Here is a 26,378-nt window from a genome sequence, read left to right as displayed (position 1 = left end):
CTCGTTATGTTCTGCTACCGCCCGGTATCTTACGCCTGAGTGCGACTTTCAGCAGGCTGCGCAGGCCACGTGCATGTCAGCCGCAAGCGCCTCGACCGTCTCAGGCTGCAGGTCCCACGCACACATAAAGCGGCAGCCGCCCGCACCGATGAACGTATAGAAGCGCCAGCCCTTTGCGCGCAATGCCTCGATCGCTGGCAGCGGCAGTTCGGCGAACACCGCGTTGGACTCGGTGGGGAACATGATGCGCACACCCGGGATATCTGTAATGCGCGACTGCAGCAGCTGCGCCATGGCATTGGCATGCCGCGCGTTGGACAGCCAGACGTCGTTTTCCAGCAGTCCGAGCCACGGCGCCGAGATGAAACGCATCTTCGATGCAAGCTGGCCAGCCTGCTTGACACGGTAGGCAAAGTCCTCAGCCAGGCGGCGATCGAAGAAGACCACCGCCTCGCCCACCGGCAGTCCGTTCTTGGTGCCGCCGAAGCACAGTACATCCACGCCGGCGCGCCACGTGATCTCGGACGGATGCACGCCGAGCGAAGCCACCGCATTGGCAAAACGCGCGCCGTCCATGTGAACGCGAAGCTGGCGGCGCTTGGCGATGGCGGCAATCGCCCTAACCTCCTCCACCGTATAGACGGTGCCGACTTCGGTCGACTGCGTCAGCGACACCACCTTAGGCTTCGGGTAGTGGATGTCCGAGCGGCGCGTGACCAGTGCCTCGATCGCATCGGGCGTGAGCTTGCCGTTCTCGCCCGGCGCGGTCAGCAGCTTGGAGCCGTTGGAGAAGAACTCCGGCCCGCCGCACTCGTCGGTCTCGATATGCGCCAGTTCGTGGCAGATGACCGAGTGGTACGACTGGCACAGCGCCGATAGCGCGAGGGAGTTTGCTGCCGTGCCGTTGAAGACGAAGAACACTTCGCAATCGGTCTGGAACAGGTCGCGGATCCGGTCGCAGACTTTCTGGGTCCAGGAATCGTCGCCATAGGCCTGTTCGTGGCCCGTGCCGTTGGCTTCGAGGAAATACTTCAGCGACTCCGGACAAAAGCCGGCGTAGTTGTCCGAGGCGAAATGCTGCTTGGTCATAGGCGGGTCTTGCGGTGTGTGGCTGGTGCGGTTACTTCTTGTCGGCCCACAGCTCGCCGCCGGTGGCCCAGTTCTCGCGCTTGACGTCGGTGATGATGATGTCCACGGCCGCGGGCTCGCAGCCCAGCGTCTCGCAGGTGACGCGCGTCACGGCGTCGACGAACGTGCGCTTCTGTTCGATGGTGCGGCCTTCAAACATCTCTACGTGAAACGTCGGCATTCCTGGCTCCTTGCGTTGTCTTTGGGTGTTCGTTTGTTCGTCTGTCTGTCGCGGGCAATCAGTCCCGGAACGAGGCATCGATTCTATCGAGTTTGCGCAGCAGCGCCGGCCACTCCAGCGCGCCTTCTATGGCGCCGTTGTCGTAGAGCTGCTCGGACGCCTTTTCCGCCACGCCGGGCGCGGGTCGCACGAGCCGGCCGCCAGCCTGCGCGCCGATCTGGACCTCGCATGCCTTGATCAGCGTCGCCATCAGCACATAGGCTTCGGCAACCGTACGACCGACGGTGAGCGTGCCGTGATTGCGCAAGAGCATGGCCTGCTGCTGGCCGAGCGATGCCGTCAGCCGCGCGCCTTCGGCCCGCGTGAACGCGAGGCCTTCGTAGTCGTGGTAAGCCATGCGACAGTGGAAACGCATCGCGTGCTGCGACAGCGGCAGGAGGCCTTCGGCCTGTGCCGACACCGCGATGCCGGCGGTGTTGTGCAGGTGCATGACGCACATCGCATCGGCGCGTGCCGCGTGCACCGCGCCGTGCAGCGCGAAGCCGGTCACATTGACCGGATGGACGGTCTCGCCGACCACCTCGCCGCGGCCATTGATCTTGACGAGGTCCGATGCCCGGATTTCCTCGAAGGCAAAGCCGAACGGGTTGATCAGGAAGTGATCCGGCTCGCCAGGAACCGTGGCCGAGATATGGGTGTAGATCAGGTCATCCCAGCCCTGGAGCGCCGACAGCCGGTAGGCGGCTGCCAGGTCGACGCGGACGCGCTGCTCTTCCGGCGTGACGGGGCTGGGTGCTCCGGCGGCACGCGCCGGCTGCAAGGTAAAAGACATGGGGTCGCTCCTGCGCCGCCCGGTGTCTGGTGCCGGTGTTGGTCCCGGCTTCCTGAGTCTGGAGTCCGCAAAAGGGCGGCGAAGGCGTTACTGTAGCGCAGTCTGCGGCGGCACCGGGATGGGCCAGGCGCGGCGCATCCATACGAACATCACGGCGCCCGCGAGCAGCGCGGCGGATGCGCACGCCAGCGAGCTTGCAAAGCCACCCGAGCGCGCGACGAGCGCCGTGGCCAGCGGCGGTCCGATGATCTGGCCCAGGCCGTAGGACGCCGTCATCAGGCCCATCAGGCGCGGCGCCTGCGGCCCCCACAGCCGGCGCGCCTCGCGCATCGCGAACGACACCAGCGCGGTGAACGGCAGCCCAGCCAGCAGGCTGCTCACGGCAAAGCCGGTGACGTTCGGAAAGACCACGGCGATCGCCACGCCCAGTGCCTGCATGGCGTAGGCCCATGCGAGCAACCGGCGGTTGTCGTGCGCCATGCCCACGCGCGTCGCGAGATAGGCGCCGATCGTCACGCCGGCGCCGAACACCGGCCAGAACAGGTCCGCCCACACCGAGCCCGGCATCGCCTGCCGCGCGATCACGGGCAGGAAGGTCGCCGTGATGATGTAGCCGAAACCCGCGAGGCCATAGGCCACCGTCAGTGCCCACGTCTCGCCATCCAGCCGCGCGCTGCGTGCCGGGTCGATGGCACTGGTTTTGGCGCTTGCGGGCGCCGGCCGTTCGCCGGACGAGAATACCCGCCAGACCGCGAGCACCAGCACCGCTGCCATGACCGTGAAGGCGATCCAGCCGGTGGTGGCATCCCAGCCGGCGGCGACCATGCCGAACGCCGAGACGCCGGTCACTACGATGCCGATGCCCGGCCCGCAGAAGATCAGGCCGCCCAGTGCCGGCTGTCCCAGATCCGCCAGCCGTTGCATGCACCAGCCCGAGGTGTAGACAAGCACGACGGCGCTAGCCACACCCGCCAACGCACGCCAAACCGCCCAGGCCGGCATGCCGCCGGGCAGCGCCATGCCCAGCGTCAGCAGCACCGTGGCCACCAGCCCGACCCGGATCGTGCGCGCGGGCTCCGGGCGAATGAACAGGCAGACGGCGGCGCCGACAAAATAGCCAATGTAGTTGAGTGTGGCGAGCCAGCCGCCCTCATGCAGGTTGACCGTGCCATCGTGCAGCATCATCGGCAGCAGCGGCGTGAACGCGAAGCGGCCGATGCCCATCACCACGGCCAGGCATGCCAGCCCTGCCAGGGCAACCGCCCACGCTCCGGACTCGCGCCGCGACATGCTCGCTGCTGCCGTTCCTGTACCTGCCGCAGCCATCACCGGCCCGCCTTGCGGCGCTCCGTGGTGGTTTCGCCCGCAAAGCCCCAGTTATCCGGATCGACCTCGTCGATGACCACCACGGTAGAGCGTGGATCCTTGCCGAGCACGTCAGCCAGGAGTTGCGTGGCGCCGCGAATCAACTGCGCCTTCTGTGCGGCGGTCGTGCCTTCCCGGGTGATGCGGATGTTCACATATGGCATGTCGTCGTTCCTTCAATGTCGGCGGCCGGTGGTGAACCGGCGTGGATTCAACTATGCTACGCCGTGATGATCATCTTCATAAATGAATTATCAAGATGCCATACATCTTTGATAGAGATGATACAACTCTGACTGACTGGAGCCGCCATGGACCTGGCCACGCTTGAAATCTTCCGGACGGTGGTGGAGGCAGGCGGCGTCACACGCGCCGCAGAACGTCTGCACCGGGTGCAATCCAACGTCACAACGCGCATCCGCCAGCTCGAGGAATCACTTGGCGTGGAGCTGTTCGTGCGTGACGGCAAGCGCATGGTGCTGACGCCGGCCGGGCAGACACTGCTCGATTACGCCGGCCGTATGCTGCGGCTGGCCGACGAGGCGCGCCATGCGGTGCTGCCATCCCGCCCGCACGGTCGGCTGCGCATCGCATCGATGGAAAGCACTGCGGCCAGCCGGCTGCCCGCGATGCTGGCCGCCTATCACCAGGCCTGGCCGGAGGTCCAGCTCGAACTGGTCACATTGCCGACCCGGCAGGCCATGGAGGCGCTGGAGCGCTTCGAGGCCGACTGCGCCTTCGTCGCCGAGCCGCTTGGCAATCCCGTGCTGGCATCGCGGCCGGCGTTCGAGGAAGAACTGGTGGTGATCGCCCGCGCCGGACATCGCCCGATCCACAGTGCCGCGGATCTCGAAACCGGCACGCTGCTCGGCTTCGAGCCTGGCTGCAATTACCGGGCCCGGCTTGAAGCGTGGCATGCGGCCGGCGGCGGACCGGCGCCGCGCGTGCTGGAGCTGAATTCCTATCACGCAATCGTGGCCTGCGCGGCGGCAGGCATCGGCGCCGCAATCGTGCCGCGCTCGGTGCTCGGCCTGTATCGCGACTTGCCTGCCATCAGCCTGCACAGTCTTGGCGAGGCGGGGTGCGTGCGAACGCTGCTGGCGTGGCATCCGGCCATGGCCAGCGCGGCGCTCGACGCGCTGGTTCAGGCGCTGCCAACGCCGGCCGCTCCGGCCGGCAACCCCGCCCTGCCTGCCGCCGCCTGAGCGCCCCATTCGCCGCGGGCCGTGCAGGATGTGCCCGGTCGCCTACACTGGAAGTGGCGCCACCATGGCACTCGGTGTGCCACGCCCCTTGCGATGAGATTCGCCATTGCGCGCCTCGCGCACCCATGGCTTTATGTCGGATTGCTGCTGGCCGGCTTCGCACTCGCGGTGCTGGGGGCTGCCCCGACCGCTTCCGTGCCGGCGGGAACCGTCGCCGGCACCGCTCCCGTCTATGTGATTCCGCTCAAGGGCGCCATCGGCCCGGCCAGCGCAAGCTTCGTGCTGCGCGGCATGGAACGCGCGCGCGAAGGCGGTGCGCAGCTCGTCGTGCTCGAAATGGATACGCCGGGCGGCCTCGACCTGTCGATGCGCGAGATCATCCAGGCCATCCTCGCCTCACCCGTGCCGATCGCCAGCTACGTGTTCCCCGGCGGCGCCCGTGCGGCCAGCGCTGGAACCTACATCCTGTACGCGAGCCATATCGCCGCCATGGCGCCGGGCACCAACCTCGGTGCCGCGAGTCCCGTGCAGATCGGCATCGGCGGCCCGCAGAAGCCTGAGGCCGCGCCGGCTTCATCGCCAGCCAGCGAACCTGCCGCGCAGGACACGATGACGCGCAAGCAGATGCACGATGCCTCGGCGTATATCCGCGGCCTCGCGCAGCTTCGCGGCCGCAACGCCCACTGGGCCGAGCGCGCGGTGCGCGAAGCGGTCAGCCTGTCCGCAACCGAGGCCGCTACACAGCGCGTGGTCGACATGGTCGCCACCGACCTGCCGGACCTGCTGCGCAAGGTGAACGGCAAGCGCATCACGGCCGCCGGCGTCGAGCGCGTACTGCAGACCGACCGCGCCACGGTCGTCACGCTAGAACCTGACTGGCGCAGCCGCTTCCTGGCCGTCATCACCGAGCCGAGCGTCGCGCTGCTGCTGATGATGATCGGCATCTACGGGCTGATCTTCGAGTTCTCCACACCGGGCATGGTGGTGCCCGGCGTGGCCGGCGCAATCTGCTTGCTCATCGGCCTGTTCGCGCTGCAGATGCTGCCGGTCAACTATGCGGGACTGGCGCTGATCGCACTGGGCATCGGCTGCATGGTGGCCGAGTTGTTCCTGCCGTCCTTCGGCACGCTGGGCGTGGGCGGCATTGTCGCGTTCGCGTTTGGCGCCGTGATGCTGATCGATACCGACGTGCCTGGTTTCGGTGTGCCGATCGGACTGATCGCCGCGCTGTCGGCAGTATCGGCGCTGTTCCTGTTCGGCATGTCGGCGCTATTGCTGCGCGCCCGCAGGCGGCCGGTCGTCAGCGGCGCCGACACGCTGGTGGGCAGCCGCGGCGAAGTGCTCGACGATCTGCAGGACGAAGGCTGGGCGATGGTGCGTGGCGAACAGTGGCGCATCCGCAGTGCGCGGCCGCTCGCGCGCGGCACGCCTGTCATTGTCACAGCACGCGAGGGGCTGCTGCTCGATGTCGTCAGCGCCCCGGAAATCCCGCCCGCACGCCAACCAACCTGAGGGAGCCTGACCATGGCATACGGATTCAGCTTCGGCGGTTTGATCTTCCTGCTGGCCTTGCTCGTCATTACCGCGTTCCGCGTGCTGCGCGAATACGAACGCGGCGTGGTGTTCATGCTCGGGCGCTTCTGGAAGGTGAAGGGGCCAGGCCTGGTGCTGATCATCCCGGTTGTGCAGCAGATGGTCCGCGTGGACCTGCGCACCGTGGTCATGGACGTGCCGCCGCAGGACGTGATCTCGCACGACAACGTATCGGTCAAGGTCAACGCGGTGGTCTACTTCCGGGTGGTCGACCCGGAGCGCGCCATCATCCAGGTCGCCAACTTTCTCGAAGCCACGAGCCAGCTCGCGCAGACCACGCTGCGCGCGGTACTCGGCAAGCATGAACTGGACGAGATGCTGGCCGAGCGCGAACGGCTCAACCTCGACATCCAGAAGGTACTCGACGCGCAGACCGATGCGTGGGGCATCAAGGTATCGAACGTGGAGATCAAGCATGTCGACCTGAACGAGTCGATGGTACGCGCCATCGCGCGGCAGGCCGAGGCGGAACGGGAACGGCGCGCCAAGGTCATTCATGCCGAAGGCGAACTGCAGGCTTCGGAGAAGCTGCTGGAAGCGGCGCAGATGCTCGCGCGACAGCCTCAGGCGATGCAACTGCGGTATATGCAGACGCTGACGCAGATTGCGGGGGACAAGAGTTCGACGATTGTGTTTCCGTTGCCCATGGATCTGCTGTCTGCGCTGATGAGCAAGCCGGGGGGTGGGCCGGAGGGGCGAGGTTAGCGCGGCCGCGTCGCGCAGGGTTCAAGTTACTGGCTTGTCTCGCCCTCGGGGCACGTCGGGCATATTGGGAAGTGCGCCGCCCGCAGCAGCCAAGCGCTTTGCGGCTTGCACGCGAATAAATGTCCTGATCGCCTCCTGAACGAGTTCTGACTTATCCATCAATGGGTCTGCCATTGCAAGCGCCTGCTCGTACAACTCGTCGTCAATCGTCACTGTGGCTCTCATGGTGGTTCCGGACACGGTCAATACATGACGTTGGATGATAAAGAAAAAGGGCGCCGAGGCGCCCTTTTATCCTAGCCGGAAAAACTTTAAACCTTCGCCGACACCCACTCCACCACACCCGACAGCGCCTGCGGCAGCTTGCCCGGCTCGGTACCGCCAGCCTGAGCCATATCCGGACGGCCACCGCCCTTGCCGCCAACCTGCTGCGCGACAAAGTTGACCAGCTCGCCAGCCTTGACCTTGCCGGTCGCATCGGCGGTCACGCCGGCGATCAGGCTGACCTTGCCGTCGGCCACTGCGGCCAGCACGATCGCCGCGCTCTGCAGCTTGTCCTTGAGCTTGTCCATGGTCTCGCGCAGCGTCTTCACATCTGCGCCTTCGAGTTGGGCGGCCAGCACCTTGAGGCCCTTCACGTCGACCGCCTGCTCGGCGAGCTCGTCGCCTTGCGACGAAGCGAGCTTGCTCTTCAGGCGCTCCAACTCCTTCTCGAGCGCGCGTACCTGCTCCTGCACCTGGCCGATGCGCGGCACCAGCTCCGAAGGCTGCGCCTTCAGCGCGGCAGCGGCTTCGTTGAGCTTGGCGTCGAGCTTCTGCAAGTAGTGCAGCGCGTTGTCGCCGGTGATCGCTTCCACGCGGCGGATGCCCGCGGCCACACCGCCTTCCACCACGATCTTGAACAGGCCGATGTCGCCGGTGCGGTGCACGTGGGTGCCGCCACACAGTTCCTTCGAGGTGCCGATCGACAGCACGCGCACGTCATCGGCGTACTTCTCGCCGAACAGTGCCATCGCGCCGCTCTTGACCGCGTCGTCGAACGGCATGATCTCGGCGTGCGTGTCTTCGTTGCGCAGAATTTCGGCGTTGACGATGTCTTCGACGCGACGGATCTGCTCGTCGGTCATCGGCGCGTTGTGCGAGAAGTCGAAACGCGTCTTGTCGGCATCGACCAGCGAGCCCTTCTGTTGCACGTGGGTGCCCAGCACTTCGCGCAGCGCCTTGTGCATCAGGTGGGTGGCCGAGTGGTTGCGCACGGTGCGCGCGCGGCGCAGTGCATCGACCTGCGGCTGCACGGTGTCGCCGACCTTCAGCGCGCCGCCTTCCAGCGTGCCCTGGTGACCGAACACGTCGGCCTGGATCTTGGTGGTGTCAGCCACGGCGAACACGGCATTGCCAGCCTTGAGCACGCCCTGGTCGCCAGCCTGGCCACCGGATTCCGCGTAGAACGGGGTGTTGTCGAGCACGATCACGCCGGTCTGGCCCGGCTGCATGGCGTCGACAGCAGCGCCGTCCACGTACAGCGCGATGATCTTTGCCTGCGGCAGCTCCAGCTTTTCGTAGCCATGGAACACGGTCTTGTCGCCCGAGTATTCCAGACCAGCGGCCATCTTGAACTTGCCGGCGGCACGTGCCTGCTCGCGCTGGCGGTTCATGGCGGCGTCGAACGCGGCCTCGTCCACGGCGATTTCCTGCTCGCGGCAGACGTCCTGCGTCAGGTCCAGCGGGAAGCCGAAGGTGTCGTGCAGCTTGAACGCCAGTTCGCCGTCGAGCGTCTTGCCGCCCCTGAGCTTCAGGTCGGCCAGCGCAGCGTCGAGGATCGACATGCCGTTCTCGATGGTCTCGAAGAAACGCTCTTCCTCGGCCTTCAGCACTTCGGTCACACGGCCCTGGGCGTCGGCCAGTTCCGGATAGGCTTCGCCCATCTGCGCCACGAGGTCAGCCACGAGCTTGTGGAAGAACGGGGTCTTCTGGCCCAGCTTGTAGCCATGGCGGATCGCGCGGCGCACGATACGGCGCAGCACGTAGCCCCGGCCTTCGTTGCCGGGGATCACGCCGTCGACGATCAGGAACGAGCACGCGCGGATATGGTCGGCGATGACCTTCAGCGAGTTCTGGTTCAGGTTGTCGATATGCGTTTCACGCGCGGCGGCCTTGATCAGCGCCTGGAACAGGTCGATCTCGTAGTTGCTGTGCACGTGCTGCAGCACCGCGGCAATGCGCTCCAGGCCCATGCCGGTGTCCACGCATGGCTTGGGCAGCGGCGTCATGTTGCCCTGCTCGTCGCGGTTGAACTGCATGAACACGAGGTTCCAGATCTCGATGTAGCGGTCGCCGTCTTCCTCGGGCGATCCCGGGGGGCCGCCCCACACGTCCGGGCCGTGGTCGAAGAAGATTTCCGAGCACGGGCCGCACGGGCCGGTGTCGGCCATCTGCCAGAAGTTGTCCGATGCGTAGCGCGAACCCTTGTTGTCGCCGATGCGCACGATGCGCTCGGTCGGCACGCCGACTTCCTTGGCCCAGATGTCATAGGCTTCGTCGTCTTCCGCGTAGACCGTCACCCACAGCTTCTCGGCCGGGAGCTGGTAGACCTTGGTCAGCAGTTCCCACGCGTACTGGATCGCTTCACGCTTGAAGTAGTCGCCGAACGAGAAGTTGCCCAGCATCTCGAAGAACGTATGGTGGCGGGCGGTGTAGCCCACGTTCTCCAGGTCATTGTGCTTGCCGCCGGCGCGCACCGAACGCTGCGACGAAGTCGCGCGGCTGTACGGGCGCTTGTCGGTGCCCAGGAACACGTCCTTGAACTGCACCATGCCGGAGTTGGTGAACAGCAGCGTCGGGTCATTCGCCGGCACCAGGCTGGACGAGCGGACCACGGTATGGCCCTTCGATTCGAAGAACTGCAGGAACTTGCTGCGAATGTCTGAGACTTTCATGGGATGGCGGACGCTTCCCGCGGCAGGCAGGGCGCGACGAATCAGTGTTGGATTTGCAAACCGTTGATTATACGGGCAAGCCAGCCTCAAAAAACGCATGGCGGCCAGACCAGCCACCGCGCCGCGCGATCGGTCGGTTATCGCCCAAATCCCGACTTGCGAAGCGGCGCATAAGGCACCAGAAGGCGCCATATACCAGCCCCGGTGGTAGAGTGCAGCGTGTCCGCGCCAGCCCATCCGCAGGCTTCGGCATCCCCCTTTACACCCTCTGCAAACGGAGCCCCCTCGCTGCCATGGGAGCCTTAAGCCATCTCCGCGTTCTCGACCTGACCCGCGTCCTTGCCGGGCCTTGGTGTGCCCAGAACCTTGCCGATTTCGGCGCCGATGTCATCAAGATCGAACGCCCCGGCGCCGGGGATGACACCCGTACCTGGGGACCGCCGTGGCTCAAGGCCACCGACGGCAGCGATACCGCAGAAGCCGCCTACTACCTGGCAGCGAACCGCAACAAGCGTTCGGTGACCTGCGATATTTCATCGCCCGAAGGCCAGCAACTCGTGCGCGAACTCGCCGCGCAGAGCGATGTGGTGCTGGAAAACTACAAGGTCGGCCAGTTGAAGAAGTACGGGCTCGACTATGCATCGCTGAAGGCGGTGAAGCCGGACATCATTTATTGCTCGGTGACCGGCTTCGGCCAGAGCGGCCCATATGCGGCCCGCCCCGGCTATGACTTCATCATCCAGGGCATGGGCGGCTTCATGAGCCTGACCGGCGAGCGCGACGACCTGCCGGGCGGCGGCCCGCAGAAGGCCGGCGTGGCGATCTCCGACCTGATGACCGGCCAGTACGCGACTATCGCCGTGCTGGCCGCGCTGGCGCACCGCGACCGCACGGGCGAAGGCCAGTACATCGACATGGCGCTGCTCGACGTGCAGGTCGCCATGCTGGCCAATATGAATACCAACTACCTGGCGAGCGGCCAGGCTCCGCGCCGCTGGGGCAATGCGCACCCGAACATCGTCCCGTACCAGACCTTCCAGGCCGCCGACGGCTGGCTGATCGTCGCGGTCGGCAACGACGGGCAGTTCCGCAAGTTCGTCAACGACGGCGGCCAGCCGGAACTGGCGGATGATCCGCGCTTTTCGACCAACCCGCAGCGCGTGGCCAACCGCGACGTGCTGGTGCCGATCCTGGCCGACATGGTGCGCACGCGTACGCGCGCACAGTGGATCCGCGACCTGGAAGCGGCCGGCGTGCCGTGCGGCCCGATCAACTCGCTCGACGAAGTCTTCGAGGACGAGCAGGTCAAGGCCCGCGGCCTGCGCGTGGACTTGCCGCACCCGAGCGCCGGCGAGGTCAAGCTGGTCGGCAGCCCGATCAAGATGAGCGCCACGCCGCCCGAGGCGCTGCGCCATCCGCCGCTGCTTGGCGAGCACACCGACACCATCCTGGCCGAGTCACTGGGCTACAGCCCCGAGAAGATCGCTGCGCTACGCGCCAAGGGCGTGGTATAAGAGCCACTTGCGCCGGGCCTGGCGCAATGCGCAGTTGTTGATCAGTCGTCCCCCGAAGCTGTTCCGCGCGACCAGGATTGCCTTGCGCTGGCGCCCCGAGTGAGCGCCAGCCGCCATCTTGTGTCGGCGGGCCCCCAAGGAGATTCCATGCTGACCGATGCCTTGCTGGCATTTTTCCACTTCCTGGCGATCTTCGTCCTGATCACGCTGATGGCGGCCGAAGCCGTGGTGCTGCGGCCTGACCTCACGCCGGCCACGGTGCGCCGCCTGTCGATCTACGACGGGGTCTACTTCCTGTCAGCGATGGCGGTTCTGGCGACCGGCCTTCTGCGTCTGTTCTACGGCGCCAAGGGCGTCGACTTCTATCTGCACAACCCGTGGTTCCACGCGAAGATGACCGTGTTCGTCGTCATCGCGCTGTGCTCGCTGCCGCCTACCTTCGCGATCGCGCGCTGGCGCAAGCAGAGCCGCAAGCTGCCCGATTTCGTGCCGCCGCCGTCCGAAATCAAGAAGGTCCGCCGCTGGGTCATGATCGAAGCCCACCTCGTGATCCTGTTGCCGCTGTGCGCCGTGATGATGGCGCGCGGCATTGGCGCGAGGTAAAACACCGCATTCCCTGGTTTTCCATTCTCCGAAGTTCTCATGCTGAAAAAACTGCTCGCCGCCACCGTGCTGGCGGCCATGCTGCCGGCCACGGCTGCCGTGGCGGCCACCGCTTACCCGACCAAGCCGATCAAGTTCGTGGTGCCCTACCCGGCTGGCGGCCCGCTCGATACGGTTGCGCGCGCCATCGGCGAAAAGCTGCGCGACAGCCTTGGCCAGCCGGTCGTCGTCGAAAACAAGCCCGGTGCGGGCGGCAACCTTGGCGCGGACTATGTCGCCAAGCAGCCCGCGGACGGCTACACCATCGTCATGGGGGCGGTGGCCACACACGCCATCAACCCGACGCTGTTCAGCAAGATGCCGTATGACCCGGTGAAGGACTTCGCGCCAATCACGCTGGTGGCGGATGTACCCAACGTGCTCGTGATGCATCCGGGCAAGGCGGCGGAACTTCATATCAACAATGTGCGCGAGCTGGTCGAATACGCACGCAAGCATCCGGGCAAGCTTGACTATGCATCGGGCGGCAACGGCAGCGCGGGCCACCTGTCGGGCGAGCTGTTCAAGAGCATGGCGAAGATCAGCATGGTCCATATCCCGTACAACGGCGCATCGCCAGCGCAGCTGTCGGTACTTTCCGGCCAGACCGACCTGATCTTCGACAACCTGGCCTCGGCCTCCGCCAACATCAAGGCCGGCAAGCTGAAGGCATTCGCGGTGACCACGGCCACGCGCGCCACGGCGGTCCCGGAACTGCCGACCATTGCCGAAGCTGGCAAGGGCCTCGGACTGGAAGGCTTCGATATCTCGACGTGGTTCGGCGTGTTCGCACCCGCCAACACGCCGCGCGAGATCGTCGACCGGCTCAATCACGATATCGTCGCCATCCTGAAGACGGATGACATGAAGGCGCGGCTGGCGCGTATCGGCGCCCAGCCGGCGCCGACCACGCCGGAGCAGTTCGGCGCGCTGGTACAGCGCGAGCTGAAGAAGTACGCGCAGATCGTGCGCGTGTCGGGCGCTAAGGTCGACTGACGTCCGCGGACTAGGCCTGGCGCTTGCGCCAGATGCCCCAGCGCCGCGTGCCGGTGGCACCTTCGGTGCGCGGCAGCAACAGGCCGACCTGCACAATGCGCGGCCCTTCCATGCGCGCGGCAGTCAGATGCAGCCCGGCGATCACGACGCTGTCGCCTTCAACCGGCGGCGAAACGAAGGCGGCCTGCATGGCGTCGGCCAGCGTCAGCGGACTTTCAGCAGCGGTCAACGCGCGCTCGCCGTAGAGCGCCGCCAGATCGCGCAGGAACGCATCGCCGGAAATCAGGAAATCATGCGTGACTTGCTCCCACGCCGGGGCCGGGCCCGCCGCCTGGAACAGCGCCGCCAGTCTGGGCACCACTGTAGCGGGCGCCAGGACCGACACCGTATCGCCGGCACGCAGCACGGTCTGGTCGTGCGGCGCGAGCGCGTCGTCGCGCGCCACGGTCAGCAACCGGCATTTGGGCGGCAGTTCCAGCTGATCGGCCCGAACGTTTTCCACAGGCGCGTTGGCACCGACCCGGAACTGCATGACCTCCAGTGTCGGGCCGTGCGTGCCACGCAAACGCGAGCGCGCGAGTGGCTCGGGAAAGCCGGGGCGCAGCACGCGGGCCAGCCGCGCGGCAGGCGCCACCGTCGTTCCCTGCAGCAGCAGGCTCGCCAGCACCACGGCGAACGCGATGCGAAAAATCAGGCCGGACTCCGGCAAGCCGCGCAGCAGCGGGAACAGCGACAGCACGATGGGTACCGCGCCGCGCAGCCCCATCCACGCAATGAACCCCTTTTCCCCGACGCTCAGCCGGAAGGGCAGCAGCGCGAGGAATACGGCCGCCGGCCGGGCTACGAACATCAGAAAGGCCGCCACCGCGATGGCGGGCAATGCCACCTCCCAGATCCGGTGCGGTGCCACCAGCAGGCCCAGCAGCAAGAACATCGCCGACTGGGCCAGCCATGCCATGCCGTCCATGGCGCGCATGGTGTCCGATGTCACGGCCCTGTCCCGGTTCCCCACCAGCATGCCGGCGAGGTACACCGCGAGGAAGCCGCTGCCACCCAGAGTCTGCGTGATGGCAAAGATCAGCGCGCCGCCCGAGCAGATCAGGATCGCATGCAGGCCTTCCGCGACCTCGATGCGCTCGAGAACGCTGGCCAGGCACAAGCCGAGCCCGACCCCCAGCACCGCGCCCACACCGAACTGGACGCCCAGCCGCATGGCGAGCGCTAGCGGCGTCAGGCCGTCCGGCGCGGCAATCCACTCCATCAGGGTCAGCGTCAGGAAGATGGCCATCGGGTCGTTGATGCCGGATTCGATTTCGAGCACGCTCGCCACGCGGTCTTTCAGGCGGATGCCGCTGCTGTGCAGCAGCGAAAAGACGGCCGCCGCATCCGTGGAGCCCACGATGGCGCCCAGCAGCAGGCCGAGCTTCCAGTCGATGCCGAGCACCGAGGCCGAGAACAGGCCCACCAGTCCGGCCGTCACCAGCACACCCACGGTGGCCAGTGCGAGCGAAGGCCGCAATGCCACGCGGAACGTCGTATAACTGGTGCGCAGGCCGCCATCGAGCAAGATCACGGCGAGCGCAAGGTTGCCCACCAGGAAACTGAGCCAGGTGTTCGAGAAGCGGATGCCGCCCGGGCCGTCCACGCCGGCCAGCATGCCGACCGCGAGGAACACTAGCAGGAACGGCACGCCCGCGCGTGCGGAAAAGGCGCCGACCACGATGCCGAGCGACATCACGACGGCGCCGATCAGGATGACATGGTCGACGCTCTCCAAAGGGAGTCCTTTCTATCTAACGCCATCTTTCGCAACCTTTCAGCACCTTACAGCCAGTGCCGCGGTCGCCACCTTTCGAGGCGGGGTCCGACCTGTCCGATGATAGCTCAGCACCCCGGAAACCGCCCTGAAGGAGCGCCCGCGATGCGCCGCAAGCCCGCCTCCAGCCTAGCTTCGCAGGCATTTTAAGCGCCGCCTCATTAGGAGATACCCTCAGCATGACCAAGTTTGCAGACATCTGAAAGGTAGCTGAAAGGTCGCACCCTTACCTTGCACCCTGCCCGCGAAGAGGCCCGTCAGTGCAAGTTGCGTTACTGCACCGCACCATCGGCGCCCGGCAGATTTCAAGCAGTCTTATCGAGGAGAATCATTTTGCGCATACGTAGCCAAAAGGACTTTGCCTCCGGCCTGATGTTCATCTTGGTCGGATTCGGCTTTTCCTGGGTCGCACGCGGCTATTCCATGGGAACCGCCGCAAAGATGGGGCCGGGATATTTCCCGTTCTGGCTCGGCGTCGTGCTCGCCCTGCTGGGCGTGCTGGTGCTGTGGGGTTCGCTGTCTGCCAAGGCGGAAGAGGACCACCTTGCCCGCTGGGACATCAAGTCGCTGTTGTGGATTCTGGGTGCCGTCGTGCTGTTCGGCCTGATGCTCAAGCCGCTGGGCATGGTGTTGTCGGTGCTGGTGCTGGTGCTGGTGTCGTCGATGGCCAGCCACGAGTTCAATTGGAAGGGCGCGATCCTCAACTCGATCATCCTCGTGCTGATCAGCCTGGGCGCTTTCGTGTACGGCATCAACCTGCAGATGCCGGTGTGGCCGGCTTTCCTGGCTAGCTAAGGAGACCGCCAACATGGAACTTCTCTCTAATCTGGGACTGGGCTTTGCTACCGCCCTCTCCTTCCAGAACCTGGCCTACGCCTTCCTCGGCTGCGTGCTCGGTACCCTGATCGGCGTGCTGCCGGGCCTGGGGCCGCTGGCCACCATCGCCATGCTGCTGCCGGTGACCTACACGCTGCCGCCGGTGGCCGCACTGATCATGCTGGCCGGTATTTACTACGGCGCCCAGTACGGCGGTTCGACCACGGCAATTCTGGTGAACCTGCCTGGTGAATCGTCGTCGGTGGTGACCACCATCGATGGCTACCAGATGGCACGACGAGGACGAGCGGGGGTGGCGCTAGCCACAGCCGGCCTGGGCTCGTTCTTCGCCGGCTGCGTGGCCACGCTGATCCTGGCCGCCTTTGCCGCGCCGCTGTCGGAACTGGCGTTCAAGTTCGGCCCCGCCGAGTACTTCTCGCTGATGGTGCTGGGCCTGATCGGTGCCGTGGTGCTGGCTTCGGGTTCGCTGGTCAAGGCGATCTCGATGATCGTGCTCGGCCTGCTGCTGGGCCTGGTCGGTACCGACGTGAACTCGGGCGCGGCGCGCTTCTCGTTCGACGTGCCTGAGCTGACCGACGGCCTGAACTTTGTGTCGGTGGCCATGGGCGTGTTCGGCTTCGCGGAAATCATTGCGAACCTTGAACAGAAGGATGCCCGCGAGACCTTTACGGACCACATCACGAATCTGTTCCCGAACAAGGATGACTTCAAGCGCATGATCCCGGCCGTGCTGCGCGGCACGGTGCTCGGTTCGGCGCTGGGTATCCTGCCGGGCGGCGGTGCTGCACTGGCTTCGTTCGCGGCCTACTCGCTGGAAAAGAAAACGTCCAAGTACGCGCATGAGTTCGGCAAGGGTGCGATCGAAGGCGTGGCAGGTCCGGAATCGGCCAACAACGCCGCGGCGCAGACCTCGTTCATCCCGCTGCTGACGCTGGGCATTCCGCCCAACGCTGTGATGGCGCTGATGGTCGGTGCAATGACCATCCACAACATCCAGCCTGGTCCGCAGGTGATGTCGAGCAACCCAGCGCTGTTCTGGGGCCTGATCGCCTCGATGTGGATCGGCAACTTCATGCTGATCGTGCTGAACCTGCCGCTGATCGGCATCTGGGTGAAGCTGCTGAAGGTGCCTTACCGCTACCTGTACCCGGCCATCCTGACGTTCTGCTGCATCGGCGTGTACTCGGTCCAGAACACGACCTTCGACGTGTTCCAGACCGCTGCCTTCGGCGTGATCGGCTACCTGTTCATCAAGCTCAAGTGCGAACCGGCTCCGCTGCTGCTGGGCTTCGTGCTGGGACCGATGATGGAAGAAAACTTCCGCCGCTCGCTGCTGCTGTCGCGTGGTGACTTCAGCGTGTTCGTGACCCGTCCGCTGTCGATGGGCCTGCTGATCGCCGCTGCGGTGCTGGTGCTGATCGTGGCCTCGCCGTCGATCAAGGCCAAGCGCGAGGAAGCGTTCCAGGAAGAATAAAAGGCAAGACCGCCGGCCGCTGGCCGCTGGCCGGCAACGAAAGCAAGACTGGGGGCGTCGCAAGACGCCCCTTTTTTCTTTCTTGCCCCGTCGTTGCCGAGCATGGACGCTCAGCCGCCAAACAACTCGGCGCAGGCCGTCCGGATAGCGCCGGTCACATGGCCCCTGCCGTGATCGCGCCGCTCGAGCATGCCGATGGTCCGCATCACCGGCTCGCCATTGACGTGCAACGGCAGGATGCGCAACGCCGCATCATCGCGCCAGCGCGCGCGTGGCAGCAATGGCACCACGGTCACGCCGACCTCCTGCCGCACGAGCTCGACGAGCGCCTCAATCGAATTCAGCTCCAGGAACTCGTTGACACGCAGATGCGCGCGCCGCAGCGCGCGCTCCACCAGCACGCCCGTACGCTGGCTGCGATCGAAGCGCAGGTAGGGATTGCACGCCAGCGCTTCGCGGACGTCCTGCCCGGCACTGCCCTGGGCCGCGATGGCCACCAGGGGTTCCTGGTAGAGGGTCGTCCAGCGCAGCGTGCCTGGCAAGCGTGTGGTGCCCTCGACCAGGATGGCGGCATCTAGGTCGCCCGACTCCACCATCGCCGCGAGTTCGATCGACTTTGCGCCGACCAGCCGCACCTCCAATGCGGGATACGCGCGCTTCATGCGGGCCACGACGTGTGACAGGCCGCCCATTACAGACACCACCGCACCCACGGCGACGGCGCCCGCCATCGCTTCAGGCTGCGCGGCAGGCAGGCGCATTTCGTCATACAACGCCAGCAGACGGCGCGCCTGCGGCAGCAACTCCCGGCCATCGGCGTTCAGCACCGCGACACGGCCGTTGCGATCGAACAATTCGCGGCGCAGTTCGGTTTCGAGCGAACGCATCTGCAGGCTCACCGCTGCCTGCGTCAGCGCCACGTGGCCGGCGGCCGCCGCAAACGATCCGTGCTCGGCCACGGCGACAAGGGTTCGTAAGAATCGGATTGTGCTCATTGGGACACCGGTCGACGCGTGAATGGCTTTGCAACGCGCTGACGAAAAGCCGCGCGATCCACAAGAAAAACTTATGCCAAGGAAAAGAAATATTAGCTTTCTTTGTGATAACCGGCGCGGAATAATAATAATGCGCAGGCACCCGTGAAGCCGCACGCATCCGGATGCCGACCCTGACGCAATCCCGCTTACCCGATTCCCCGATTCCGGAGATCCGAATGAAACCCTGGCTGCGCCTGCTCGGCCTCGGCCTTGCCTCTGGCCTTTGCCTGGCCGCCACGCCGGCCCTGGCCGACAACTACCCCAGCAAGCCGATCCGCCTGATCGTGCCGTTCCCGGCCAGCGGCGCCACAGACCTGCTTGCCCGCGCCATTGCGCAGAAGGTGGGAACCAGCATCGGCCAGCAGATCGTGGTGGACAACAGGCCCGGCGCCGGCGGCGCCATCGGCTCGGACATGGCGGCCAAGGCCGCGCCGGACGGTTACACGTTGCTGATCGCCACGACCAGTACGCATTCGATCGGGCCGTATATCAACGCGCGGCTGCCGTACAACACCGAGACCGACTTCACGCCGGTTGGCCAGGTCGCCATCGCCACCAACGTGCTGGTCGTGCCCAACAGCCTGCCCGTCAAGAACGTGCGCGAGCTGATCGACTACGCGAAGAAGCACCCGGGCGAACTCAACTACGCGTCCAGCGGCAACGGCACCGTCGTGCACCTGACCGCCGAGGCCTTCAAGGCCCAGGCCGGCGTGTTCATCACGCACATCCCGTACCGCGGCACGGCGCTCGCGGTGCCGGACCTGATCTCCGGCAAGGTGCAGGTACTGTTTGACAGCATCGTGTCCGGCCTGCCACACGTGAAGGACGGCAAGCTCAAGGCGCTGGCCGTGACGAGCCTCAAGCGCTCGCCGCTCGCGCCGGAAATTCCGACGGCCAGCGAATCGGGCCTGCCGGGATTCGAGTCCGATACGTGGTTCGGCATCTACGGCCCTAAAGGCTTGCCGGCCGACATCGTCAACCGGCTCAACGCCGAATTCAACAAGGCCATCCAGTCGCAGGACGTGAAGGATCGGCTGGCCAAGCTGGGCGCGGAGCCGGTCGGCGGCACGCCGGCACAGTTCGCGGCGATGGTGAAGAAGGACAGCGCCCGCTGGGGCAAGCTCATCAAGGATCGCAAGATCACGGCAGAATAACGCGATGCCGCAGCCGGCCCGCATCGGGCCGGCTGCCGGTGACAACGGACAAGACCATGCAGAACTTCAACTGGACCAACCCCTACCCCTCCGTGCGCATCCCGCTGTTTGCGCGCAACGTGGTGTCGACATCGCATCCGCTCGCCGCACAGGCCGGCCTGCGCATGCTGCTCAAAGGCGGCAATGCCGTCGACGCGGCGATCGCAGCCGCGGCGACGATCACCCTAGTCGAGCCCGTGTCCTGCGGGCTGGGCAGCGATGCCTTCGCCATCCTGTGGGACGGCAAGGAACTGCACGGCCTGAACTCCTCCGGCGTGGCGCCGGCCGCGTGGAATCCCGAGTACTTCAAGAACAAGTACGGCACCGATGCCAACGGGCTGGCGAACCGCCCGGTCCGCGGGTGGGACTCTGTCACCGTCCCCGGCGTGGTAGCGGGCTGGGCCGCGCTCCACGAACGTTTCGGCAAGCTGCCGTTCGCCGACCTGATGGAACCGGCGATCGAGATCGCTGAACGTGGCTACGCCGTGCCGCCCGTGGTCGCGCACAAGTGGGCCGCGGCCGTGCCGGAACTGAAGAACCAGCCGGGCTTTGCCGATACATTCATGCCCAACGGCCGCGCACCGCTGGTGGGCGAGAAATTCACGCTCAAGGCCGCTGCCGAGACGCTGCGCAAGATCGGCGAGACCGGTGGCCGCGCCTACTACGAAGGCGAGATTGCCGAGAAAATCGCCACCTTCAGCAAGCAGAGCGGCGGCGCCATGACGCTGGACGACCTGCGCAACTACCGGCCCGACTGGGTCAAGCCGATCAGCAAGTCGTATCGTGGCTACGAACTGCACGAAATTCCGCCGAACGGGCAAGGCATCGCCGCGCTGATCGCGCTGGGCATTCTCAACCAGTTCGACGTTGGCGCGCTGCCCGTGGATTCGGTGGATTCGCAGCACCTGCAGATCGAAGCCATGAAGCTGGCCTTTGCCGATCTTTACCGCTATGTGGCCGACCCGCGCAGCATGGAAGTCACGCCTGAGCAGATGCTCGACGACGCCTACCTGAAATCGCGCGCGAAGCTCATCGACATGCAGCGCGCCACGCATTTCAACTTCGGCATGCCTAAGGTCGGCGGCACCATCTACCTGACGGCCGCGGATGAGAACGGGATGATGATCTCGTTCATCCAGTCCAACTACATGGGCTTCGGTTCGGGCGTGGTGGTGCCGGACACCGGCATCAGCCTGCAGAACCGCGGCGTGGGCTTCTCGATGGATCCGAAGTCGGCCAACGTGGTGGCTGGCGGCAAGCGGCCGTTCCACACCATCATCCCGGCCTTCCTGACCAAAGACGGCCAGCCGGTCATGAGCTTCGGCGTGATGGGCGGCGACATGCAGCCGCAGGGCCATCTGCAGACCGCGGTGCGTATGCTCGACTACAAGCAGCAACCGCAGGCGGCGTGCTGCGCGCCGCGCTGGAAAGTCAACCGCGACTTCACGCTGGACGTGGAAGGCACCATGGACCCGGCAACGGTCGAGGGCCTGAAGGCACGCGGCCACCAGCTCAAGTCAGTGGACGATCCGTACATGGACTTTGGCTCGGGCCAGTTCATCTGGCGTCTGTCGGACGACCCGGAACACGGCTACGTTGCCGCGAGCGACAGTCGACGCGACGGACAGGCGGTCGGCTTCTGACCACCATCCTGGCAACAAAAGAAGGGCGCTTCCCGAACGGGCAGCGCCTTTTTTGTTTGCTGCACGTCGGCGCATTCTCATAGACTGACTGCCATCGCTCAGATTAAGAAAACGGCCATTTTTCCGGTTCAGGTCGATCGATATATTTCCGCTCACTCGCTGCACGGTGCGCACACGGCAAGAGTCAACCGAAAGGAGTCAGCCAGCTTTCGCGGCAGGCTCCGGACATCGCCACAGATATTGATCGACCTCCAAACAACAATGAACCAGAAATTCCTTGGCGCGGCCATTGCGGCCATCGCTGCCGCTTCCGCTTTCTCCGCACAATCCGCGTTTGCCGCAGACGGCACCATCACCTTCAACGGCACCATCACTGCCCAGACCTGCACCATCAACGGCAACGGCACCGGGTCCAAGGACTTCACGGTCACGCTGCCCAAGGTGTCCGCTTCGACGCTGGCCACTGCTGGCCAGACCGCCGGCCGTACGCCGTTCAACATCTCGCTGAGCGACTGCACGCCCAACGCCGGCGCCGTCGCGACGTACTTCGAACCCGGCCCGACCACCGACACGGCCACCGGCCGGCTCAACCTGAATGCGGGTGGCGCCGGCAATGTGCAGATCGGCCTGTTGAACTCCGACTTCACGCCGATCAAGGCCGGCTTTGACGAAGCGTCGCAAGGCTCGAAGACTGCCGCGATCAACGCGGGCTCCGCCTTGCTGCCGTACTACGCCGAATATGTCGCAACCGGCACTGCCACTGCCGGCGCCGCAAATTCGAGCGTGATGTACACCATCGTCTATCAGTAAGCATGCAACGCCCGGGTGCGCGGCCTTTCAAGCCGCCGCACCCGCCGCCTGCATTCGCGTGTTGCCCCCATCATGAACCGATCGATCAGGAACGTCATTGGCGCCTGCGCAATGACGCTGGTACTGCTGTCCCACTCGCACGCGTCCGTCGTCATCGCCGGCACACGTGTCATCGTCCATGCAGGCGATGGGGAAGCCACCATCAAGCTCAGCAATGAAGGCAAATCCCCCGCCCTGACCCAGGCATGGCTCGACACAGGCGATGCTTCGGCACAGCCCGCCGGTATCGATGTGCCATTCACCGTCACACCACCGATCGCGCGCATCGAACCAGGGAAGGCGCAGACACTGCGCATTCACTACACCGGCGAGCCGTTGCCGGCCGACAAGGAATCGGTGTTCTGGCTCAGTGTGCTCGAAGTCCCTCCGAAGCCCGGAGCCGACGAGATCGATGCGAACAAGCTCCAGCTGGCGTTTCGGTCGCGCATCAAGCTCTTCTTCCGTCCTGCCGGCCTGCATGGCGAAGCCACCGAAGCGCCGGCACGCGTTGCATGGCGGCTTGTCAAAGCCGACCGTGGCCTCGCGCTGGAGGCCAGCAACCCGACTGCCTACCACGTCTCGTTCTCCAGCGTGGAATTGCTGGATGGTACGCACAGCGCCAGCAACGAAGCTGGCGGCATGGTGGCGCCGGGCAAATCGATGCGATTTCCGCTTGCCGGCAATGTGGATCCAGGCAAAGCCATCACCGTTCGCTACCAGGCCATCAACGACTATGGCGGCCCTATCGACGGCGAAGCTCACCCGAACCGGTCCGCCGCTGCCCGATAGCGCCTGCTCCACCCGCCGGCACATGCCGGCCTCACTGAAATTCCCCTGATTCGCGCTGACGCATGCCGCTGGACGGCAGGGACGCGTGTTACCCCAATTTCCAGCGCAATACATGCCATGCAAAAAAGAACAGCGCACGCTATTCCGCCCAGCCTGCGGCCGCTCAGTGCCGTAGTCATGATGCTCGTCAGTGCCGGCGCGCTCGGTGCAAACCCCGATCCACGCCCGGCGCCTTCGTCCGCCGAAGTGGAATTCAATGACCTGTTCCTGCACCAGCCCGGCGGAAGCGCAGTCGATTTCAGCCGCTTCAACAAGGGCAATGTCGTGCTGCCTGGCAACTACCGCGCGGAGCTTTACGTCAACCAGGCATGGCTTGGGCGGATGGAAGTCCGCATGGGCGAGACGGCGGGCAAGGATAGTCCGGTACTGCCTTGCTTCGATGAGCCACTGCTTGTTCGGATTGGCGCGGATTCCAACAAGCTCTCGTCGGAAGCGACGGCATCCGTGCGAGATCGCGACGCTTGCGTGCCGCTGCATGCCATCATCCCTGGTGCCACCGCGAGCTTCGACAGCAGCGAACAACGGCTCGATGTCAGCGTGCCACAGGCCGCGCTGACGCGGCAGGCGCGCGGGTATGTGGATCCTCGGTACTGGAGCGACGGCGTAACCGCGGCGACGCTCCAGTACAACGGCAGCGTCTATCAGTCGCGCGCGGAAGCCCGTACGGCCACGCAAGGCTATCTGGGCCTCAATGCGGGCTTCAATGCCGGCCCCTGGCGCTTCCGACACAAGGGCAGCCTCGGCGTCGATCAGGGCAACGCGCGGTACCAGAGCATACAGACCAGCTTGCAGCGCTCGGTCGTTGCGCTGCGCAGCCAACTGGTGCTCGGCGATGCTTTCACCGACGGTACCGTCTTCGACAGCGTCGGCTTCCGTGGCGTCCAGCTCGCGAGCGACGACCGCATGCAACCGGAATCACAGCGCGGCTATGCACCGAGCGTGCGCGGCATCGCCAACAGCAACGCGCGCGTACAGGTCCGCCAAAACGGCAACCTGATCTACGAAACCACGGTCGCGGCCGGCCCGTTCGAGATCGACGACCTCTATCCGACCGGCTATGGCGGCGACCTGGAAGTCGTGGTGACCGAAGCCGACGGCAGCGTGCATGTTTCGCGTGTCCCTTATGCGGCCGCTGTCAATGCCTTGCGTCCCGGCGTCACACGCTATGGCATCACCGCAGGCCAATACCGCAATGCGGGCCTGCATGACCGTCCTGCCATGCTCCAGGCCACCGTACAGCACGGCTTCACCAATATGGTGACCGGCTACGGTGGTGTCGTGGTGGCAGAAGGCTACCTCGCCGCAGCGGCTGGCGCCGCGCTCAACACGGTCTATGGTGCGTTCGGTGCTGACCTGACCCATGCGGGCACGCGCCTCACCACGCAGCCGGACCGTCATGGCTTCAGCATGCGAATCAGCTACAGCAAGCTCGTGGAGCCCACCGGCACCAACGTATCCGTCGCGGCCTATCGCTATTCGAGCAGCGGTTACCTCAGCTTTGCCGATGCGATGACCCTGCGCGAACTCGAGCACGGCGCCATGCAATCGACGATGCGCGGCATCCCGCGCAGCCAGCTCCAGCTCACCCTGAATCAACGCCTGCAGCCCGGCTACGGGTCCCTGTATCTGTCCGGGTCAGTACACGGCTACTGGAACCGCAGAGGCACCGACACGCAGTTCCAGCTCGGCTACAACAACAGCTACAAGTCGCTGAACTATGGCGTTGCGGCATCGCGCCAGTTCAGCGTGTCGAGCGGTCGCTGGGAAAGCCGCGTTATGCTCAATATCGGCATCCCGCTGGGCAAGGCCCGGCATGCGCCGTATGCCATGACCGGCATCGAGCGCGATTCGTCCGGAGCGGTGAGCCTGCAGCAGTCAATGACTGGCTCGCTCGGCGCCGACAACGCCTTCAGCTACGGCGTGAATGCCGGCTATGCCGGCGGTAGCGGCCGCCATGCTGCAAGCCTCGCGGGTAATGCGTCTTATCTGTCTCCCGTGGCTACGCTGACGGCAACTGCTGGCAAGGGCAGCAACTATTCGCAAGTGTCCGCGGGCATCTCGGGCGGCGTCGTGGCCTATGCCGGCGGCGTGGGCTTCACGCCGACGATGGGCGAGACGCTTGCCATCGTCGAAGCCGCCGACGCTGGCGGAGCCCGGCTCGCCAACGGGAGCGGGCTGCGTATCGATCGCTGGGGCCACGCGGTGGTGCCCGGACTGGTGCCGTTCTCGCGCAACCAGATCGAGATCGATCCGAAGGGCCTGCCGATGAACGTGGAGCTGGACTCCACGCTCCAGCAGGTTGCCCCGACCGCAGGCGCCGTGGTGGCGGTCCGGTTCGCGACCGCGGATCGCGGACGGCCTGCGGTCATCCGCACCAGCACGGCCGATGGCAAGTCGATTCCATTCGGCGCCGAAGTACAGGATGCTCACGGCAACAACATTGGCACCGTTGGACAAGGCAGCCGCATCGTTGCGCGCGGCCTGCGGGCCGAACGTGGCCAGTTGACCGTGCGGTGGGGCAAGACGGCGCAAGACAGCTGCCGACTCGACTATGTGCTGCCCGCCGCAGCGCGGCGCGATACGCGCATTGAGATCATCGAGGCGCAGTGCCATTGAACTGGCCCGCCGTTTCACCAAGAAATTGTCCATGGCACCGCGGCGGCAGGTGGCTACACTGTGAAGCTACCGCGCCTCCGGATGCCGTCATGACCACCTACGCGTTTCGCCTGCTCAACGTCTTCGCCGAATCCACGTTCGGCGGCAACCCGCTGTGCGTCTTCGAGGATGCCCGCGGCATGGACGACGCCACCATGCAGGCACTGGCGCTGCAGTTCAACCTGTCCGAAACCACCTTCATCCTGCCGTCGGACCGCGCACATGCGCAGGTGCGGATCTTCACGCCCGGCTATGAAATGCGCTTCGCCGGACATCCCACGCTTGGTACCGCGCATGTGGTCCGCGACCTGGTCGCAAGCGGCGACCGACTGACGCTCGAATTCAAGGCCGGCGTGGTGCCCGTTGAGGCGAGCGGCGATGTATGGACCTTCACCGCTCCACACGCGGGCCCGCCCAAGACCGTGGCGGTCAATCTGCCCGATGCGGAAATGGCCGCGCTGCTGGGACTCGACGCGCACGATCTGCTGACCTCGCCGATGTGGGTCGATACCGGCGCGGATCAGTTGCTCGTGGCTGTCCGCACCACGGCTGCCGTGCGACGTGCGCAACCGGATACGGCGCGGCTGGCAGAGTGGCCGCAGAGCAGCCTTGGCCGCAAGACGGCCTACGTGTTCGCGTTCGACCCGACTCAGCCGGGCCGCGTGCTCGCGCGGTACTTCTTCAGCAAGCAAGGCGGTGGCGTCGCCGAAGACCCGGGCACGGGATCAGCGTGCGCCAACCTTGGCGGCTGGTTGCTTGCCAACGCCCATGCGCTGCCGGCCGAGTATGAGGTCGACCAGGGTGCCGCCGTGGATCGCCCCTGCACACTGCGACTTGCCGTTACGGCGAATGGCGCGATCCGTGTTGGCGGCCGCGTGATCGAGATCGGCCGCGGCACTGTCACGCTGTAGCGCCGGCCTTACCCTGC

At 65.5% G+C, this 26,378-nt stretch carries 23 protein-coding genes; 14 read left to right on the top strand and 9 right to left on the bottom strand.

Annotated elements, in window-relative coordinates:
• Window positions 1-48 precede the first annotated feature (48 nt).
• The 5 genes from K2O51_RS16780 to K2O51_RS16760 form a co-directional block, all read right to left on the bottom strand.
• On the bottom strand, window positions 49-1,089 hold the full coding sequence (locus K2O51_RS16780; protein ID WP_220631412.1) for a threonine aldolase family protein: 1,041 nt from the start codon (window positions 1,087-1,089) through the stop codon (window positions 49-51).
• Window positions 1,090-1,120: 31 nt separating this feature from the next.
• A complete protein-coding gene (locus K2O51_RS16775; RefSeq protein ID WP_011297042.1) occupies window positions 1,121-1,309 on the bottom strand; it encodes a 4-oxalocrotonate tautomerase in 189 nt (62 codons plus the stop codon).
• A 58-nt stretch (window positions 1,310-1,367) separates the two neighbouring features.
• A complete protein-coding gene (locus K2O51_RS16770) occupies window positions 1,368-2,141 on the bottom strand; it encodes a class II aldolase/adducin family protein (protein WP_220631411.1) in 774 nt (257 codons plus the stop codon).
• Between the two features lie 87 nt (window positions 2,142-2,228).
• Window positions 2,229-3,467, bottom strand: a complete 1,239-nt coding sequence (locus K2O51_RS16765) for a YbfB/YjiJ family MFS transporter (protein ID WP_140949615.1) — start codon at window positions 3,465-3,467, stop codon at window positions 2,229-2,231.
• The gene (locus K2O51_RS16760) at window positions 3,467-3,670 is read right to left on the bottom strand and encodes a tautomerase family protein (RefSeq protein ID WP_011297039.1); all 204 of its coding nucleotides are present in this window, start codon (window positions 3,668-3,670) and stop codon (window positions 3,467-3,469) included. The genes K2O51_RS16765 and K2O51_RS16760 overlap by 1 nt, the downstream gene beginning before the upstream one ends.
• Before the next feature lie 147 nt (window positions 3,671-3,817).
• Between K2O51_RS16760 and K2O51_RS16755 the strand changes: the two genes are divergently transcribed.
• The 3 genes from K2O51_RS16755 (at window position 3,818) to K2O51_RS16745 (ending at window position 7,009) form a co-directional block, all read left to right on the top strand.
• The gene (locus tag K2O51_RS16755) at window positions 3,818-4,711 is read left to right on the top strand and encodes a LysR family transcriptional regulator (RefSeq protein WP_220631410.1); all 894 of its coding nucleotides are present in this window, start codon (window positions 3,818-3,820) and stop codon (window positions 4,709-4,711) included.
• A gap of 93 nt (window positions 4,712-4,804) precedes the next feature.
• Entirely contained in the window at window positions 4,805-6,223 is a 1,419-nt protein-coding gene (locus tag K2O51_RS16750; protein WP_011297037.1) for an NfeD family protein, read from the top strand.
• A gap of 12 nt (window positions 6,224-6,235) precedes the next feature.
• A complete protein-coding gene (locus tag K2O51_RS16745) occupies window positions 6,236-7,009 on the top strand; it encodes a slipin family protein (RefSeq protein ID WP_011297036.1) in 774 nt (257 codons plus the stop codon).
• 21 nt (window positions 7,010-7,030) lie between these two features.
• Here the strand turns inward: K2O51_RS16745 and K2O51_RS16740 are convergent, their stop codons facing one another.
• Together K2O51_RS16740 and alaS are read right to left on the bottom strand one after the other, a co-directional pair.
• Entirely contained in the window at window positions 7,031-7,234 is a 204-nt protein-coding gene (locus tag K2O51_RS16740; RefSeq protein ID WP_041679515.1) for a type II toxin-antitoxin system VapB family antitoxin, read from the bottom strand.
• Window positions 7,235-7,320: 86 nt separating this feature from the next.
• The gene (gene alaS / locus K2O51_RS16735; RefSeq protein ID WP_220631409.1) at window positions 7,321-9,945 is read right to left on the bottom strand and encodes an alanine--tRNA ligase; all 2,625 of its coding nucleotides are present in this window, start codon (window positions 9,943-9,945) and stop codon (window positions 7,321-7,323) included.
• A gap of 293 nt (window positions 9,946-10,238) precedes the next feature.
• Between alaS and K2O51_RS16730 the strand changes: the two genes are divergently transcribed.
• From K2O51_RS16730 to K2O51_RS16720, 3 genes are all read left to right on the top strand, one after another.
• Window positions 10,239-11,459, top strand: coding sequence for a CaiB/BaiF CoA transferase family protein (locus K2O51_RS16730; protein WP_140950833.1), 1,221 nt, complete (start codon window positions 10,239-10,241; stop codon window positions 11,457-11,459).
• Between the two features lie 147 nt (window positions 11,460-11,606).
• Window positions 11,607-12,062, top strand: coding sequence for a DUF2214 family protein (locus tag K2O51_RS16725; RefSeq protein ID WP_011297032.1), 456 nt, complete (start codon window positions 11,607-11,609; stop codon window positions 12,060-12,062).
• Window positions 12,063-12,101: 39 nt separating this feature from the next.
• Window positions 12,102-13,097 carry a Bug family tripartite tricarboxylate transporter substrate binding protein gene (locus K2O51_RS16720; RefSeq protein WP_140950832.1) on the top strand — a complete coding sequence of 332 codons (996 nt, stop codon included), beginning with the start codon at window positions 12,102-12,104 and terminating at the stop codon, window positions 13,095-13,097.
• A 10-nt stretch (window positions 13,098-13,107) separates the two neighbouring features.
• Here the strand turns inward: K2O51_RS16720 and K2O51_RS16715 are convergent, their stop codons facing one another.
• A complete protein-coding gene (locus tag K2O51_RS16715) occupies window positions 13,108-14,874 on the bottom strand; it encodes a potassium/proton antiporter (RefSeq protein ID WP_220631408.1) in 1,767 nt (588 codons plus the stop codon).
• A 372-nt stretch (window positions 14,875-15,246) separates the two neighbouring features.
• On the opposite strand from K2O51_RS16715, the gene K2O51_RS16710 reads away from it, so the two are divergent.
• The gene (locus K2O51_RS16710) at window positions 15,247-15,708 is read left to right on the top strand and encodes a tripartite tricarboxylate transporter TctB family protein (protein ID WP_011297029.1); all 462 of its coding nucleotides are present in this window, start codon (window positions 15,247-15,249) and stop codon (window positions 15,706-15,708) included.
• Window positions 15,709-15,721: 13 nt separating this feature from the next.
• Window positions 15,722-17,224 (top strand): tripartite tricarboxylate transporter permease, encoded by a 1,503-nt coding sequence (locus tag K2O51_RS16705; protein WP_011297028.1) that lies wholly within the window; start codon window positions 15,722-15,724, stop codon window positions 17,222-17,224.
• A gap of 110 nt (window positions 17,225-17,334) precedes the next feature.
• Here the strand turns inward: K2O51_RS16705 and K2O51_RS16700 are convergent, their stop codons facing one another.
• Window positions 17,335-18,219: a LysR substrate-binding domain-containing protein gene (locus K2O51_RS16700; protein ID WP_011297027.1), complete on the bottom strand. Its 885-nt coding sequence runs from the start codon at window positions 18,217-18,219 to the stop codon at window positions 17,335-17,337.
• Between the two features lie 218 nt (window positions 18,220-18,437).
• On the opposite strand from K2O51_RS16700, the gene K2O51_RS16695 reads away from it, so the two are divergent.
• From K2O51_RS16695 to K2O51_RS16670, 6 genes are all read left to right on the top strand, one after another.
• Window positions 18,438-19,415: a Bug family tripartite tricarboxylate transporter substrate binding protein gene (locus K2O51_RS16695; protein ID WP_011297026.1), complete on the top strand. Its 978-nt coding sequence runs from the start codon at window positions 18,438-18,440 to the stop codon at window positions 19,413-19,415.
• Window positions 19,416-19,471: 56 nt separating this feature from the next.
• Entirely contained in the window at window positions 19,472-21,097 is a 1,626-nt protein-coding gene (gene ggt, locus K2O51_RS16690) for a gamma-glutamyltransferase (protein WP_220631407.1), read from the top strand.
• Between the two features lie 261 nt (window positions 21,098-21,358).
• Window positions 21,359-21,907 carry a fimbrial protein gene (locus K2O51_RS16685; RefSeq protein WP_011297024.1) on the top strand — a complete coding sequence of 183 codons (549 nt, stop codon included), beginning with the start codon at window positions 21,359-21,361 and terminating at the stop codon, window positions 21,905-21,907.
• Window positions 21,908-21,979: 72 nt separating this feature from the next.
• Window positions 21,980-22,735: a fimbria/pilus periplasmic chaperone gene (locus tag K2O51_RS16680; RefSeq protein ID WP_011297023.1), complete on the top strand. Its 756-nt coding sequence runs from the start codon at window positions 21,980-21,982 to the stop codon at window positions 22,733-22,735.
• Window positions 22,736-22,852: 117 nt separating this feature from the next.
• Window positions 22,853-25,411: a fimbria/pilus outer membrane usher protein gene (locus tag K2O51_RS16675; RefSeq protein WP_140949659.1), complete on the top strand. Its 2,559-nt coding sequence runs from the start codon at window positions 22,853-22,855 to the stop codon at window positions 25,409-25,411.
• Window positions 25,412-25,500: 89 nt separating this feature from the next.
• Window positions 25,501-26,361 (top strand): PhzF family phenazine biosynthesis protein, encoded by an 861-nt coding sequence (locus tag K2O51_RS16670; protein ID WP_011297021.1) that lies wholly within the window; start codon window positions 25,501-25,503, stop codon window positions 26,359-26,361.
• Window positions 26,362-26,378 lie beyond the last annotated feature (17 nt).

Source organism: Cupriavidus pinatubonensis, from assembly GCF_019602855.1.
GTDB classification, from domain to species: Bacteria; Pseudomonadota; Gammaproteobacteria; order Burkholderiales; family Burkholderiaceae; genus Cupriavidus; species Cupriavidus pinatubonensis.
The sequence above is the reverse complement of the archived record's forward strand: the minus strand, read 5'-3'. Positions and strand labels throughout refer to the sequence as shown.